Consider the following 16,060-nt stretch of genomic DNA (forward strand, 5'->3'; position numbering starts at 1 on the left):
TTAAAAATAAGTTATTCCAAATCAATGCGTCTCACAGTTTCACCTGTAATAATCTTTGCTTTATACACTTCTTACTTCTTCACATTATGTATTTAGCCTCCAAACCTTACACACATCGTTTAAATTAAAAAAATCATATCTGTAAGTGATAGCCTGAGTGCCCTGTTCACTAAGATTTAACATGTTAAAATAATTTTACCTATATGACGACTACTCTCCATCAGTTCATGCGCTTTAGATGCTTCGTTTAAGCTAAAAGTCTTATAGATAACGGGAGCCATCTTGCCTGCCTCAATAAGAGGCCAAACGTATTGCTCCAAATCATCGCGAATTTTCTTTTTAAGCTCGAGTGGTTGGGGCCGAAGAAGAGATCCGGTAAACGTAAGCCCTTTGGATAAAATGGGCATAAGGTCTATATCAACTCGACTACCATTTAAGAAGAAAATATTGACTAAGTGACCACCTTGGGCTAATGCCGAAAAGTTTTTAGCCACATAATCGGCTCCCACCATATCCAGAATCATATTTACACCTAGACCATCAGTTTTTGTCTCTATCATTTCAACAAAATCCTGTTCTCGATAATTTATAGCAAGATCCGCACCAAGCTCAAGACAAGCCTGACACTTCTCAGCTGTCCCTGCAGTAACATAAACACTAATACCTAAAGCCTTAGCCAGCTGAATTGCCATCGTGCCAATCCCACTGCTACCTCCATGAATTAATAAGCTCTGATTTTTGGCGAGCGCCCCCTTGATGAACAAATTATACCAGATCGTGAAGCAAACTTCTGGAAGGGCTGCCGCTTGAATAAAATCCAATCCTTTGGGAATTGTTAAAACTTGTTCACATGGCACTATACAGTAATCGGAATAACCACCTCCCGGAGATAAGGCACAGACATGATCTCCCTTCAAAAAACCATCTACTCCTTCACCGATCTCTACAATTTCCCCCGAAACTTCTAGTCCCGGTAGATCACTTGAGTTCTCTGGACGTTTATAAAGACCTTTCCTTTGAAGAACATCAGGGCGATTGACTCCTGCTGCCATGACTTTTATAAGAATTTCACCCTTTGTGGGTTTCGGCCGTGGACGCTCAGTTTCTTTTAACACATCGGGACCACCCATTCCCTTTATCTCAATACAGCGCATGAGCTCATCAGACATATCGTGTACCTACTTAGCCTCTAACTTTTTTAAAAGTAGCTTTGCAACAGCAATCGACGAGCCTGGATTCTGTCCTGTAATCAATTGGCCATCTTGTAGAGTAAAAGAGCTCCAATCTTCTCTTTTTTCGTATTTTGCACCTTTAGCAAGTAATTCATCTTCAAGGAGAAATGGGACTATATCACTCAAACCTACGGCCGCTTCTTCGCTATTACTGAAGCCGGTAAGCTTACAATCCTTGACGAAAGAAGTACCATCATTTTTACTGACCTTCAATAAAACTGCAGTCGCATGACATACCGTAGCAACTGGCTTCCCTTCTTGAAGAAAATCCTCAATTAGCTGAATAGATTTTTTATCATTAGTTAAATCCCATAAAGGACCATGGCCTCCAGGATAAAAAACAGCATCAAAATCAGATGACTTGACTTCAGAAAGTAAGCATGAATTGGCTAATATCTTCAGAGTTTTTTCATCTTTGTCGAGCCGGAGCGTCGCATCTGTTTGGGCATCGACGACTGTACTACTGGGATCGATAGGGATTTGACCTCCCTTAGGACTTGCTAGAGTAATTTTGACACCCGCATCCAATAGCAAATAATATGGCGCAGCAAATTCCTCCGCCCATAATCCGGTTTTTCTACCTGTATCGCCAAGTTGATCGTGAGAAGTCATTACAAATAATACATTCATGTTATATAGCCTTGTTTAATAGTCATTTTAAGAAATTGTCAAAACCTTATGGTCTAAAAAATTCCAATGCAAGAAAATGGAGTTCATACTTACTACAAATGCGGTTAAATATTTCCCAAGACATCAACTGAAGCCATTAGTGTGTGTTTAGCCTATCTAAGCTTTGCTCTAATTGAAATTTTTATATAGATCAAAAAAAAGCGCTTCAGTAAACTGAAGCGCTAAGTGGTGGGGGAAGGATTCGAACCTTCGAAGGCGTAGCCGGCAGATTTACAGTCTGCTCCCTTTGACCGCTCGGGAACCCCACCGGGGTTTTGAGAGCTGAATTATAGATGAGTTTACCTATTCTTCAACTCAAAAAAACGCTTTTAAACTTTAATTTTGCTCAAAAAATCAATCCTATAAGACTCTTAAAGAAACTTCACCAAAATTTGACTTTACACATTCCTACATAAGCGATATGCGCATTACTCAAGCTATTAACAATTTATGACTCGACATATCATTCTTTAAGGTCTAGACATAGTCATGAAAATTAAAACTATCAGCCCAAATAACAAACATTTTGAATCCGTCTGTTTTCATTTAACCCTATGGATCCATCAAGAGTTTGATTACTTCTTATATTTACAACTAAAGTGGGATTTAATCGACCAATACCAACTTGCAAAAACAAGGCATAAGAAAAAGCGGAGCCGCAATCATTTCCCGAAGATTATCATTGCCACCCATAAGGGTGACTTAATTGGTTTTTGCCGGCTCGTAGCCGAGGTACTACCAGAACAAAAAAAAATTGGACCTTGGCTCAGTCAAATGTACATACTAGAAACTCAGCGTAGCAAGGGCTACGGCACAAAAATTATTGAATACGTTGGTTTAGTCGCAAAAAAATTAAAATATAAAACACTGTATCTAAGAACTGAAGATCAAGAAAAATTTTATCAAAAACTTGATTGGCAATTCTTTGAAAAACACAGCGAGAATGACACTGAGTTCACTGTATTGAAAAAAAATCTCTAACCGGATGCTCAACACCTCAAGTAACGAACCTTCCATATTTCGCTCAATGTTAAACGATCGGGTAAGCTATCAACTTACTTGAATATTAATGCTAGAACTGGAAAAAAAACAATACTTCTTTACAATAGGTACATTCATTTTTAAGCATAGTTTTCTTAGACTACAGAGCCTAACTAAGGCTGATTAACTCTGCTTACACAAATTAAAAAACTGTCTGATTTAATTCAGAAGCAAGAACTAAAAGGATTTTTTGATGAAGTACAAAAGTACACGCGGTCAAACTGAAGAACTCTCCTTCATGGATGCTATCCTCACTGGCCAAGCACCAGACGGTGGCTTGTTTTTACCTACTGAACTCCCTGATTTTTCAGATAAGCTCGAAAGCTGGAGAGGTTTAAGTTATACTGAATTAGCCTTTGAGATCATGAGCGTTTTTGCTAATGATATCCCTGAAAATGATCTCAAAGAAATCATTGAAAAAGCTTATTCTTCTTTCCGTCATGAAGATATTGCTCCCCTTGCACCTGTTGGAAAAAACTTAATCCTCGAACTATTTCACGGCCCTACTCTGGCATTCAAGGATATCGCCCTGCAATTTCTTGGTCGTGTATTTGATTATATTTTAGAAAAACGAGACCTTAATCTCAATATCCTCGCTGCAACTTCTGGCGACACCGGAAGTGCCGCTATTTATGGTCTTAAAGATTCTGAGCGAGTACAAGTTTTTGTTATGCACCCCCATAATCGTACTAGCCGCATCCAGGCACTTCAGATGTGCACTGTGAATCAAAATAACATTCACAACATTGCCGTTGAAGGTAGCTTCGATGATTGCCAAGCGATGATGAAAGACATTTTCAATCAACTAGATTTCAAAAAGCAGTATGATTTAGGTGCAGTGAACTCCGTTAACTGGGGTCGCTTACTCGCCCAAACTGTTTATTATTTCTATGCTTACTTTCAAGCAACTGAGAACAATCAAGAAACACTTAGTTTCTCTGTTCCTACAGGGAATTTTGGTGATATTTTTGCTGGTTACTTAGCTTCAAAGATGGGTTTGCCGATCAAGAAACTTTATCTCGCGACAAACGAGAATGATGTTTTATGTCGCGCCTTCGACACAGGCCTCTACAAGAAAGGCACTGTTCATCACAGCGTCAGTCCATCCATGGATATTCAATTAGCGAGTAACTTTGAACGTTACCTCTTTTATAGCTGCGGACAAGATTCTACAAAACTGAGAGAGCTCATGGGTGAATTCAAAGCAAATGGCGAACTACACTACGACCTTAGCTGTGAGCTCATCGAAGCCAAACGCTGCGATACAGACATGACTCTTGCTACTATCAAAAAATACAGCGATGATTCCAACTACGTTTTGGATCCTCATACTGCGACCGGCGTTTATGTTGCCGATTTACTTGCACCTGAAGAACGCATTGTTTGCCTAGCTACTGCCCACTCTGGGAAATTCCCTGAATCCATCAAACTTGCTTGTGGCGAAGCTTTAGGAAACCACCCCATTTTAGATGCACTTAGCGAAAAAGATATGAAATATCAAGTAGCTGATGCTCATACAGAAACTATCAAATCAATCATCGTAAAAACTCTCGAGGATGCATAGATGAAAGAAATTAAAATCGGTCTATTAGGCCTCGGAACTGTTGCCAGCGGCTTGGTTAATGCCATTGCTGAAACGAAAGAACTGCTCGCAAAGAGAAATAAGTACTCCCTTAGTATTGCCGGCGTAGCCGTGCGTGACCTCAACGCACAACGTGATTGCCAAGTAGATTCATCTCTCCTTACGACTGATACATTCTCTATCGTTAATAATCCTGATATTGATATTGTCCTAGAATTAATTGGTGGAACAACTTTAGCTTATGATTTAGTGACTCAAGCACTGAAGAATGGTAAAGCAGTTGTTTCGGCAAACAAAGCTTTAATTGCCGCTCATGGTGATGAGCTCTTCGCTCTAGCTAGTCAAAACAACACCGCCATCTTCTTTGAAGCTGCCGTTGCTGGTGGTATCCCCATTATCAAAGCTCTGAAAGAAAGTTTAGCCGGCAATCATGTCACATCTATTTCTGGCATCCTTAATGGTACCTGTAACTATATCCTTACTCAAATGCAAGAAAATGATGAAGCCTTTGACGACGCCCTCCAAGGAGCCACTGATTTAGGTTATGCAGAAGCCGATCCATCTCTCGATATTGATGGTGATGACACAGCTCAAAAAACGGCGATCCTTGCAAGCTTAGCTTATGGCACATGGTTTGGTACCGATGCTATTGAGATCAAAGGTATCCGTGGCATTAGCTTAAGTGATATACAATATGCAAAAGAATCTGGTTATAGTATTAAACTTCTCGGATCCTATACTCTAAACTCGAAAGGGGCTGTTTCACTCACGACTGAATGTACGCTCGTACGTGAAGATAGCCTACTTGCTAATGTCAAAGGTGCTTTTAATGCCGTTGAATTAGAAGGCGATCTGCTTGGTCCTGCCATGCTTTACGGTCAAGGTGCAGGCCAAAAGCCAACCGCAAGTTCAGTTTTTGCTGACCTCATCGAAGCAGCGAGTCAAGCCTGTAATGGAACTCTCGGACAGCAACAAGAAATGATTTTTGCCGACAAAGCAGAATTCATACCTGAAGAAGAGCAGCGCTCACAGTTTTATTTGCGTTTAATGCTCGAAGATTGCCCTGCTGTTTTTGGCAAAGTTGCCTTGATTCTCGGTAACTACGATATTTCAATGAATTCGGTAAATCAAAAAGCTGATGCGAGTGCAGAAGGTATCAAGCCTGTCGTGATCCAAACTCACCATGTTTCAGTGAAAGCTATGAAACAAGCCGTAGCTGAAATCCAAGCATCTGAATACGTAAGCCACCAGGTCATTCTTTACCCTATTAAAGGCTAAAACTAAATCGTCTTAATAAACTGATGCTTTCAGTTTATTAAGAGAATCATGACTCAAAATATCTAGCAATTCTATCTAAGACACCGATATTTTCTTTTAGAAAAAAATATCCCGCATTTGATCAAAGTGCTTTTCGGACTAGGTTTCAAGCATCTTTATTATGGATTTTACATGACTCTAAAGCACAAAATATTTCTACTTTTAAGTAGCTTAATGGTTTCTTTTGTTGGCGCTATGCCGGCAAACTCAATCATTTGTGTGTCAGAATCTGGTGAAGTGAAATTTGAATTAGGCTTCAATGGCTCATGTGATTGCGCCGAAGAAACTCAAGAGCACCAAGACCATGATTCTTGCGAGAGTGTTGAATGTACTAATCTTCAACTAAAGTCAAACGATTGTTCTGATCAAGAAATTCAATCACTCGAATCTGATCAGAGAAATGACTTCTTGGCTCCTACCGTATTTAAGATCACTAACCATTTTGATTTTAAACTCACTGATAAAAATAATACCCAGATACCAACAACGCTCTTCTGGCCTTTACAGAAACCGAGCATCCCCCCCCACACCTTCATATTCTTGCTGTGACTCAAGTCCTTATTTAATACTGATACCTCTAAGCATTCTTAATGCTTAGCCAGCTCCCAATCTATTGATTTTTTCAATGGATTTTCTTACTTTATGTATAAGATAAATTGGTATCAGATTATGAAAAAAACCATCTTATTCGGCGTGGCCACAGCAACTTTGATTTCATGTCAAAGTTATCAGCCCGTTGAACTCAAGCCTCAAGATATCTTGAGCGAAATCGAAAGTCAACGAAATAAAAAAATCGACTTAGAAACATTCACTTTTGCGCAAGCCGCAAGTGCCATGGACACAAATAACTTGCGCCTTCAGCAAATTCGTCAACAATATAAAGGCCTACAAGAAGTCGCTAACTTAAAAACCCCTTTAGCTAATCCTACAATAACTGCGGGCCCCGCAAAAGGATCTCGCCTGGAAGACACGACTTCTAGCTCCACTCAAGCTTTTATCGGCATTGCTTTTAATATCCCTCTTGGTCCACGACTACGAAGAAATGATGAACTCAATGAGCTCATTGCTCTACGAGCTTATAATGAACAAGTCCTCAATCATCGCCAACTCTATTTCGAGCTCCGAGAAGCCTATGTTTCGTATAGCTTATCACAAAAAGCTATCAAACTACAAAACAAGATAGAAAAAACTTTAGAAACAACCGCAAATGCGACTAAGAAACTATTTGATTTTGGCTCGACGAGCAAACTAAGCCTAACCGAAGTTAAGCTTCAACAAGGCGAAATCAGCTTAGAAAAACTTGATCAAATTATGCAATCCAAGGAGTACTTAGCGGAACTTTCAAATTTATTGGTGATCGATGAAGGGATCCTCGAAAACCTTCAACTTGAGATTTTGAACTCAGTTGATCAGAATATTGAATTTCAGAAGCTGAAACAACAATTCATACTCAATAATCCTAGTCTTGCTCGCGCCGAAATGGCTTTTCACTTAGTCGATGCGGAACTGCGCTTAGAATTAGCTAAACAATACCCCGATCTAAGTGTGGGCTTTGATGCGGATCAAGAAGTTGGGGAACGCAAAAGAACTTATGCCATTCCCTTTTCTGTTGAGCTCCCCATTTTTGACCGCAATCAACAGGCTATTGCCCTGAGCTTAAGTCAGCGCGAACAAAAGCTCATTACTTATAAAGAGACGATGAATTCAAAAATCAGTGAACTTAAGAAGATCTACCAGCAACAAATGCTTGCGAGTCAGAAACTCGATATTCTTCAAGACGTCCTGATGCCTTTATCTAAATCTAACTTAAATGATGCTAAGCGTGCGATGGAGCTCGGAACTATTGACGCTTTACGCTACATGGACATGATCAAAGATCACCAAAAAATGCAACTACAGGTAGTGGCTCACGAAATTGAACACTGGCAAATAAAAATCCAACTAGAAATGCTTTGCGGCTTTCCTTTGAGTTCAAATAATCAAGCAGATATCAATACACTCGAAATCAAGAAAATGGAGCTTTCAAAATGAAAATAATTCTAATCACTTTGAGTCTACTAGGAATCTTTTTTTCTTGTGACAATAAAACAGTAAAAGCTGAAAAAAACCTAGATCCTCATGCTGGTCATAATCACGGAGATTCAGATAATCACAATGAGTCCGCTGATGCTCATGCAGGTCACGATCACGGGGATTCTGACAATCATGGCGAAGAGGATGATCACAAAGAAAGCGATGATGGCAATAGTTCAAAAATCTCTCCCCAAGCGATACAGAATATGGGCATAAAGATTGAAGAAATTGATTCGAGTGATTATACGATCTTCAGTCCTATCCCTGCGTATATCAGTAATCATCCTTTGAATACCCTCCCTATTTATGCGCCCTTATCGGGGCGACTCAAAAGCTTTCAGCTCGAGCCTGGACAATTCATTGAATCTGGTTCACTTCTCGTAGAAATCATACGCGATCCCATTAAGCGACCTCAATTAAACCTCGTACAAGATATTTTACGCCCTGCTTCAGAAGAGTACCATAATTCTATTGCGGTACTCCGTTCTTCTTTGCGCAATCTAAAGCTTTTGAATACTGAGCTCAAGAGATTAAACAAATTCAAAGAAAGTAGTGATGGTTTATCCATTGTTCCTCAAAAAGATTTAATTGACCTACGTTATGAGATCTCTAAAGCTACACAAGAACTCGATAACAATCGAGCCAAATTAAAACTTCACGGCTTAAGCGAAAGTGCCCTCACAAAACTTGAAGCGGGAGAGGAACTCGTCCAAAGTCCTAAGCTTTGGCTCAATGCCTTAAAGCAAAATAATATCTGGACTAAACGTTCAGAAAAGCTTTTCTCGCAAATGAGTAAATTACAAAAAACTAATCGCTGGATTATCGCCACTATTGGAGAATTATCTGCTGAAGAAATTATTGATGACACCTTAGTGGATTTTTTCTCCAAAAATCCTAAAGCCATAGATTCATTTCTCGAGATAGCCAGCTTTCTTCAGCAAGGCCACAGTTTAACTGACATTGAAAATCTCTATCATTTAGGAGCTCTCAATAGCATCATCAAAATCAAAGCCCCTATCAATAAAAACTCATGGGATTTAAAAGAGATTAATATCAAGGCTGGACAAATAGTTAAGCGTGGAGATGTATTATTCACTTTAATTGATCCCAGTAAAATGCTCATGACTGCCAAACCTAGTGGCTCAGAATTTAACCTCATCAATAATGCCGTTAAAAATCAATTCTCAATTAATGCGACTCCTTTAATAAAAAATAGTTCCATAGATCTAACAGGCCTCAAAATCTCTAAGATCATGGGTCAGGACCAAGGCTTACCCGTCGTATTGCTTCCTAGTGACAATAGTATTCTCAGCCAGCAAACTCTCAACAAAGTTAGCTATCGCAACTGGAACCTACGTGAGGGCATGAAGTACACCCTTAAAGTCCCAATTAAAAAAATCGAAGATGTGATTGTCCTACCTGCTAAAGCTGTGCTTGAACACGGTGCTGACAAAGTCGTTTTCGTACGTGAAAATGAAGAATTTATTCGCCGAAAAGTCATCGTTGTCTACCAAGATAATGATGTTGCCGTTATTGGTGAAGGCTCAGAACTTCTTCCCGAAGAATCCATGGTTACTGCTGGAGCGTTTGCTTTAGAACTCGCTCTCATCTCAGGAACTCCTCAAGCAGTGGATCCCCACGCTGGGCACAACCACTAATAAGGAGTAAATCATGTTAAACAAAATTATTTCTTTTGCCTTAAAGAACAGGATTTTTGTAGTTTGCGCTGCTTTACTCATTTCAGGAGCAGGGTTTTTCATCGCTAAAGACATGCCCATTGATGTTCTTCCAGACCTCAATCGACCAACAGTTGTCATCATGACCGAAGCCCATGCAATGGTGCCTGAAGACGTAGAACAACTTGTCACTCTTCCCCTGGAACAGATTTTGAATGGTGCCACAGGAGTTGAGAATGTGATGTCCACTTCTGGTTTAGGTTTGTCAGTGATCAAAGTTCAATTTGCTTGGGGTACCGATATCTACCGCAACCGACAAATCGTCATGGAGAAACTCCCCCTCGCGAAATCTCGCTTGCCTGCAGGTATTGAGCCAATTATGGCTCCGATATCCTCTATCATGGGCCAGATCCAAATTATCGGTATCAATAGTAAAAGTGGCAAACACTCTCCTTCTGATATCCGCGCATTAGCTGATTATCAAATCAAATATGATCTACTGTCTATCCCAGGAGTTTCGAAGGTTATCATTGGTGGCGGTTCAGCCAAACAATTACAAGCCATTATTGATGCGGAAAAACTACGGAGCTTTGGTGTTAGCATCTTAGATGTAGAAACAGCCATTACCAAAAACAACGCCAATAGTAGCGGAGCATTTATTAATTTAGGGACAAAAGCCCCCGCCATTACTGTGCGCGGCTTCATTAAAAGCAAAGAAGATTTAGAGAAGGTTGTCGTCAAAGCCGATGATCTACGCCCTGTGCTTTTAAAAGATGTTGCCACAGTACAATTTGGTCCATCCGCCATAAAAATTGGCGAAGCGGGCATCAATGGCACTCCTGGTGTTTTAATGGTTATCATGAAGCAACCAGGTTACGACACAGTCAAACTCACTGAGCAAATTGAAGAACGTCTGAAAATGCTCTCTTCAAGCCTTGATAGTGATTTGGAAATAAACACTGAATTATTTAAGCAATCGATCTTTATTGAACGCGCCATTGATAATGTCATGGAAGCCGTTCGTGATGGTGGCATTATGGTGGTGATTATCCTTTTTATCTTCTTGATGAATTGGCGAATTACTTTTATTACTCTCACTGCCATTCCTTTATCCATGGCTTTGACGGTACTCGTCTTCTCCATTTTTGATGTATCAATAAACACCATGACTCTTGGAGGTATTGCCGTTGCAATTGGCGCCTTAGTGGATGATGCCATTGTAGATGTTGAAAATGTTTTTAGAAGATTAAAAGAAAATCACCTCAAGGATATCAGTTTACGCGAAAATGCCTTATCCGTTATTTTCAAAGCTTCATCAGAAGTCCGTAAACCGATTGTTATTGGCACCTTACTGGTCATGGTCGTCTATCTCCCTTTATTTTTTCTAACGGGAATGGAAGGTAAATTATTTACTCCTATCGGGGCATCTTATATTATCTCTGTGCTAGCCTCTCTCTTTGTTTCTTTGACGGTTACACCTGTACTTTGTTACTTTTTACTTCCGAATTCACTTTCAAAAAGTTCGGATAAAGAGACTTTCGTGGTACGTACGCTCAAAGTAATTGTGGCGAAAGTGATTGCTGTTAGTATTCGCCGCGCAAAAACTGTTTTAGTTCTCCTCGTTATAGCGCTTGGTATCAGCATTGCTTTCCTCTTGACGCGAGGGACTCAATTCCTACCTCCTTTTAATGAAGGTGTCGCGCAGGTTAACTTAGTTCTTCCTCCAGATACTGGTCTCGATACTTCTAATGCTTATGGTTTACGTCTAGAGAAGTTATTGACTGGAATCAATGGCATTAAAAATGTCACTCGACGTACGGGCCGATCCGAAGGAGATGAACATGCGGAGGGAGTAAATACCTCCGAAATCATCATCAGCTTTGATCCCAAAGTTGAACGCCAACCTGAAGATATCATTGCAGAAATCCGCCAAGAAATCGATGCTGAATTTCCTGGTGTCGCTTATGCGATTGATCAACCCTTAGCGCATTTACTTTCGGCTATGCTTTCAGGAGTCAAAGCTCAAGTCGCGGTTAAAATATTTGGCCCTGATTTAAATATTTTACGCTCTCTCGCAAAAGATGTCGAGCAAGTATTAAAGCCCGTAGATGGCGTCAAAGACTTAATTGTAGAGCCACAAGTCTTGATCCCCAATATTTCGATAGAACCCAAACGTGATAGCCTCGCCTTACATAGCTTAAGTGTGGATGATGTGGGTAAAACTGTCGAACTATCACTAGGTGGGGAAACAGTCTCTCGCTTTATCCAAGGTCAATTTACTTACCCGATCATTTTACGACTTAAAGAAGAAAATCGACAATCCTTGGACGACATTCGCAATCTTTATGTGCGTAAAGATAATGGTGAGCTCATTCGTTTAGCCGATTTAGCTGATGTGAAGCAAACTTTGAGTTCTAATAATATTAAGCACGAGAATGTTGGTCGACGTATTATTGTGCAACATAATGTCGCCGGGCGCTCTCTCGGTGAAGTCGTTGCAGATGTAGATGTCGCACTCGAATCGGTGCGTGAACGCATCAAGGGCTTAAAGGGTTATTCCTTAAGAATCAGTGGCCAATTCGAAGCTCAACGCAAAGCAACAAAGCGAATTTTATTGCTCAGTATTGTCTCCTTACTCTGCATGGTTTTAATTCTCTATATGCATTTCAAGTCTATTAACCTCAGCCTACAGGTGATGATAAGTATTCCCATGGCCTTTTTGGGTGCCGTCACTTATTTAGCCATTAGCAAACAAACTCTCTCAGTTGCAACGCTAGTTGGTTTAATTTCTCTAGGGGGTATTGCGGCCCGAAATGCGATTTTACTCTTGGATCATTACATTCACTTATGTCGTAAAGAACAAATTAAATTTACTCCCGAATTAATTATCCAAGCAGGACAAGAACGTATGGTTCCAGTCATTATGACCGCGCTCACTAGTGGCATAGCACTGATTCCCCTCGCCTTAGCTCCTGGCCAACCTGGTAAAGAAATTCTTTATCCAGTTGCCACGGTAATTATCGGCGGACTCATCTCGAGTACCATACTCGAATTCATTGTTAGTCCTGCCGCGTTTTGGCTCTTTGGGAAAAAAGCTGCTGAAAAGACTGCCGATCCCGAAAAAATAGATTTCGATTTTAAATAAAAACAAAAGGAAAAAATATGAAAAAATTAATCACTTGTTTAATGGTGCTTAGCTGTCTTGCGAACAATTCTTTTGCTGAGGATGATCACAAAGATCATGACCATAGCAAACATGAAGAACATAAAGGCCATGATAAGCACAAAGGGCATGATCATGATAAGCACGAAGGACACGACGATCATGATCATGGTGAACACAAGCCTCATCCAGGCCACGGCGGAGAAACCCTCAAGGTAGGAACTTCTGCTTTACTTTGGTATGCTCACATGGGAAAAAGTGGTGAATTCATAATCGTGCTTTTTAAAAGCGATGGCAAAACACCGAAATCCATCGAAAAGGCACCTCGTTTAAATCTCGCACTAAAATCGGGTCGCAAGCAATTAAAATTCATTGCTTTAAAAGCCGACAGCGAAGGAAAATCTTCTACTTTTGAACTCAAAAGTGATTTACTCAAAGCACATATCCACGGACAAATCTCCATCAAAGTTGATGGAAAATCCCATATATTGAATCTCATTGATCACCATTAAGTAGAAACTTAAGCTTATAAAAGCCTAAAGCATGAAAATGTTTTGGGCTTTATTTTTTCTCGGAATGAAAACTAAAGCGTTGTACAGATGCACCATCACGCTCAATGATTTCAGAAAACATCGCTAAAGGACGAATCCATAAAGCTCTTTCCCCATACATGGGTCTATAAATCACAAAGTCTTCTTCTGTTTCACTATCCTTTGCCACATCAATGACTTGATAAAAGTTCCCTTTATAATGACGGTAAATACCTTTTTTCATTTCAGCCTTTATTTTTTATGTTAAATTTTATGTAAGATAGCTTCGAGAAAAGAGCTGTACAAGGCTCTCATTATTGTATCTCAGACAATTGCCTTCATATTCATAAGACTATTTACCAATTAATTTTAGAGTTTAAAATGCCCAAAGTACTACTTACAATTTCACTCCTTTTATTTTGGGGTTGTACCAACCACACAGAACTGAGTATTCACTCTCAAGTAAAAAATGTTCACAGTATTTCTTCAAGTGAAGGTCAAGACTTATTTCAGACTATCGACCAAGAACTCTATCTGAAAACTAAAAAATACTGGCAAGCCCAAAGAAAAAATTACTGTGGTGTTTGCTCACTGACAATTGCAGGCAATACACTTAATCAAAATAACCACATTGATCAAGATAACTTTTTTGATAATATGGTAGCTGAAGAAGTTATCCTCCCTGCGACGGTCGCAAAAATGGGAATGACCCTGCGAGAACTTCATGAAGCCACCGTTCGTCGCCTTGTAAATATAAAAGTAGCAAAGCATTACGCTCACATATCTGGCTTAGATCTCTTTCGTTTGCAGCTAAAAAACTTAAATACTGATACTCAACTCATCGTCAACTTTTCTCGGCAATCACTGAAGGGCGAGGGCATGCGCTCTGGACACTTCTCTTTAGCCACGGCTTACGATGCCAAATCGCGAAAAGTTTTAATTCTCGAAGTCCAATCAAGTCGTGAATCCTTTTGGGTTCAAGATAAAGATCTCTACAATGCCATGCTCGCAGTAGACCCCGTCAGCAAAATCCCGCGTGGCTGGTTACTTTTAAACAAGGAAAAATAATGCATTATTATCTTATAACTCTTTTCTTCATCAGCTCTTCTCTACTCTTAGCAGATCCTATTATTAGAGCTCCTAACATAGACTTCAAAAATAGTTCAATTAGCCGTGCCAAAAACTTAATGATTGTTTGTCAAGATGACAAAGCAGCAAGTGCTGGACTCGAAATTCTTGAAGCTGGGGGAAATGCTGCAGATGCGGGGGTTGCCATCGCCTATGCACTTGCGGTTACTCAACCCAAAGCCGGCAACCTTGGCGGTGGTGGATTCGCCCTCTATTATGATGCCGAAACTAAAAAAACTATTGCCATAGATTTTCGTGAACGCGCTCCTGCTGCGACTACAAAAGAAGATTTCCTTAAAGCTGATGGCAGTGTTGATCATGACGCCCTACGCTTTTCACCCAAAGCCTGTGCTGTACCAGGAACTTTGGCAGGCATCGATTTTATTAATAAAAATTTCGGTCAGCTTAAACATAAAAGCCTCATTGAACCTGCTATCATCCTTGCTGAAGATGGCTTTGCAATCTCCGCAGGCCTCGCTTATGACCTTAAGGTAAAACGTGATTTTCTTGGGAACAAGAAGGAAGCTAAGCGTATTTTTTTTCCTGAAGGAAAACTCATGAAAGAAGGTGACATCCTTGTACAGGAGGATCTTGCTAACACACTTAGACGCTTAAAAAAATACGGTCCAAGCTATTTCTATAATAGCCACATGGGCAAAGAATTTGTCAATTGGCACAAAGAAAATGGTGGCCTCATTGCACTCTCAGATCTCAAACGTTATAAAGTTATAGGGCGAGAACCCTTAGTAGGCAACTACCGTGGTCTTAAAATATTTTCCATGCCCGCTCCTAGTTCTGGTGGAATGCACCTTATACAAATGTTAAATATTCTCGAAAACTACAATTTAGAGAAGCTACCCAAAGACCAATATTTCCATCTCTTAGCCGAAACTATGAAACTCGCCTATGCCGATCGTAGTCATTACCCAGGCGATCCCGATTTCAATCATATTCCACAACAAGAAATCATTTCAAAAAAATACGCCAAGAAATTAAAGAAAACGATTAAGCTAAAGAAAGCTCGTCCCGCAGAAGATATATCACACGGAAAACCAGGACCCCACGAAAGCAATGACACCACTCACTTTTCTGTTACAGATCGTCAAGGCAATGTACTAAGTTTTACTTACACCATCAATTATAGCTTTGGCAGTGGCATCATCATTCCTGGTTTTGGCTTTTTTCTCAATAACGAAATGGATGACTTTGCTATCCTTGAAGGAGTTCCGAATTCCTATGGACTTCTAGGAGGCAAGGCCAACTTTATCAAAAGTGATAAGCGTCCCTTAAGTTCAATGACTCCCACTATAGTATTTAAAAATGATAAACCCTACCTCTGTACCGGAAGCCCTGGCGGAAGTCGCATCATCACCACTGTATTACAGGTTCTCGTCAATATAATCGACTTTAATATGGATTTACGAGAAGCGACTTTACGCCCCAGAATCCACCATCAATGGCTTCCTGATCAACTTGAGTACGAAGCTGGTTTAGATGAAAACATAGTCGAAAGCCTCAAAGCAAAAGGACATAACACAAAGGAAGTTTCCCCATTTGGTTGTACCGAAACTATTATGATTCGCTATGATGGCAAACACGGTTTTGCCGACCCAAGAAGAATCGACGGTAAGGCCCTGGGACTCTAATTT

General features: G+C 40.1%; 13 protein-coding genes and 1 tRNA gene. 10 read left to right on the forward strand and 4 right to left on the reverse strand.

Annotated features, from left to right (window positions below; genetic code table 11):
• Positions 1-176: 176 nt before the first annotated feature.
• The 3 genes from PQO03_RS09305 to PQO03_RS09315 form a co-directional block, all read right to left on the reverse strand.
• Complete coding sequence (locus PQO03_RS09305) at positions 177-1,169, reverse strand: NAD(P)H-quinone oxidoreductase (protein ID WP_274149791.1); 993 nt, start codon at positions 1,167-1,169, stop codon at positions 177-179.
• Between the two features lie 9 nt (positions 1,170-1,178).
• Positions 1,179-1,862: a type 1 glutamine amidotransferase domain-containing protein gene (locus tag PQO03_RS09310; RefSeq protein WP_274149792.1), complete on the reverse strand. Its 684-nt coding sequence runs from the start codon at positions 1,860-1,862 to the stop codon at positions 1,179-1,181.
• A gap of 226 nt (positions 1,863-2,088) precedes the next feature.
• Positions 2,089-2,170, reverse strand: a tRNA-Tyr gene (locus PQO03_RS09315).
• Positions 2,171-2,390: 220 nt separating this feature from the next.
• Here PQO03_RS09315 and PQO03_RS09320 point away from each other — a divergent pair.
• The 8 genes from PQO03_RS09320 to PQO03_RS09355 all read left to right on the forward strand — a co-directional run bounded on the left by PQO03_RS09320 (position 2,391) and on the right by PQO03_RS09355 (position 13,265).
• Complete coding sequence (locus PQO03_RS09320) at positions 2,391-2,882, forward strand: GNAT family N-acetyltransferase (RefSeq protein ID WP_274149794.1); 492 nt, start codon at positions 2,391-2,393, stop codon at positions 2,880-2,882.
• 253 nt (positions 2,883-3,135) lie between these two features.
• Entirely contained in the window at positions 3,136-4,506 is a 1,371-nt protein-coding gene (thrC, locus tag PQO03_RS09325) for a threonine synthase (protein ID WP_274149796.1), read from the forward strand.
• Complete coding sequence (locus PQO03_RS09330) at positions 4,507-5,802, forward strand: homoserine dehydrogenase (protein ID WP_274149798.1); 1,296 nt, start codon at positions 4,507-4,509, stop codon at positions 5,800-5,802. It abuts the gene before it with no gap.
• 171 nt (positions 5,803-5,973) lie between these two features.
• Positions 5,974-6,390 (forward strand): hypothetical protein, encoded by a 417-nt coding sequence (locus PQO03_RS09335; RefSeq protein WP_274149800.1) that lies wholly within the window; start codon positions 5,974-5,976, stop codon positions 6,388-6,390.
• 120 nt (positions 6,391-6,510) lie between these two features.
• Entirely contained in the window at positions 6,511-7,872 is a 1,362-nt protein-coding gene (locus PQO03_RS09340; protein ID WP_274149802.1) for a TolC family protein, read from the forward strand.
• Positions 7,869-9,572, forward strand: coding sequence for an HlyD family efflux transporter periplasmic adaptor subunit (locus PQO03_RS09345; RefSeq protein WP_274149804.1), 1,704 nt, complete (start codon positions 7,869-7,871; stop codon positions 9,570-9,572). The genes PQO03_RS09340 and PQO03_RS09345 overlap by 4 nt, the downstream gene beginning before the upstream one ends.
• 13 nt (positions 9,573-9,585) lie before the next feature.
• Entirely contained in the window at positions 9,586-12,735 is a 3,150-nt protein-coding gene (locus PQO03_RS09350) for an efflux RND transporter permease subunit (protein ID WP_274149806.1), read from the forward strand.
• Between the two features lie 17 nt (positions 12,736-12,752).
• Positions 12,753-13,265: a hypothetical protein gene (locus PQO03_RS09355; protein ID WP_274149808.1), complete on the forward strand. Its 513-nt coding sequence runs from the start codon at positions 12,753-12,755 to the stop codon at positions 13,263-13,265.
• 49 nt (positions 13,266-13,314) lie between these two features.
• On the opposite strand, the gene PQO03_RS09360 is transcribed toward PQO03_RS09355, so the two are convergent.
• On the reverse strand, positions 13,315-13,527 hold the full coding sequence (locus tag PQO03_RS09360; protein ID WP_274149810.1) for a DUF1653 domain-containing protein: 213 nt from the start codon (positions 13,525-13,527) through the stop codon (positions 13,315-13,317).
• Positions 13,528-13,664: 137 nt separating this feature from the next.
• On the opposite strand from PQO03_RS09360, the gene PQO03_RS09365 reads away from it, so the two are divergent.
• Both PQO03_RS09365 and ggt read left to right on the forward strand, forming a co-directional pair.
• Complete coding sequence (locus tag PQO03_RS09365) at positions 13,665-14,351, forward strand: phytochelatin synthase family protein (protein WP_274149811.1); 687 nt, start codon at positions 13,665-13,667, stop codon at positions 14,349-14,351.
• Positions 14,351-16,057, forward strand: coding sequence for a gamma-glutamyltransferase (ggt, locus tag PQO03_RS09370; RefSeq protein ID WP_274149812.1), 1,707 nt, complete (start codon positions 14,351-14,353; stop codon positions 16,055-16,057). Before PQO03_RS09365 ends, ggt begins: the two co-directional genes overlap by 1 nt.
• Positions 16,058-16,060 lie beyond the last annotated feature (3 nt).

It is taken from the genome of Lentisphaera profundi, assembly GCF_028728065.1.
Classification (GTDB): Bacteria; Verrucomicrobiota; Lentisphaeria; order Lentisphaerales; family Lentisphaeraceae; genus Lentisphaera; species Lentisphaera profundi.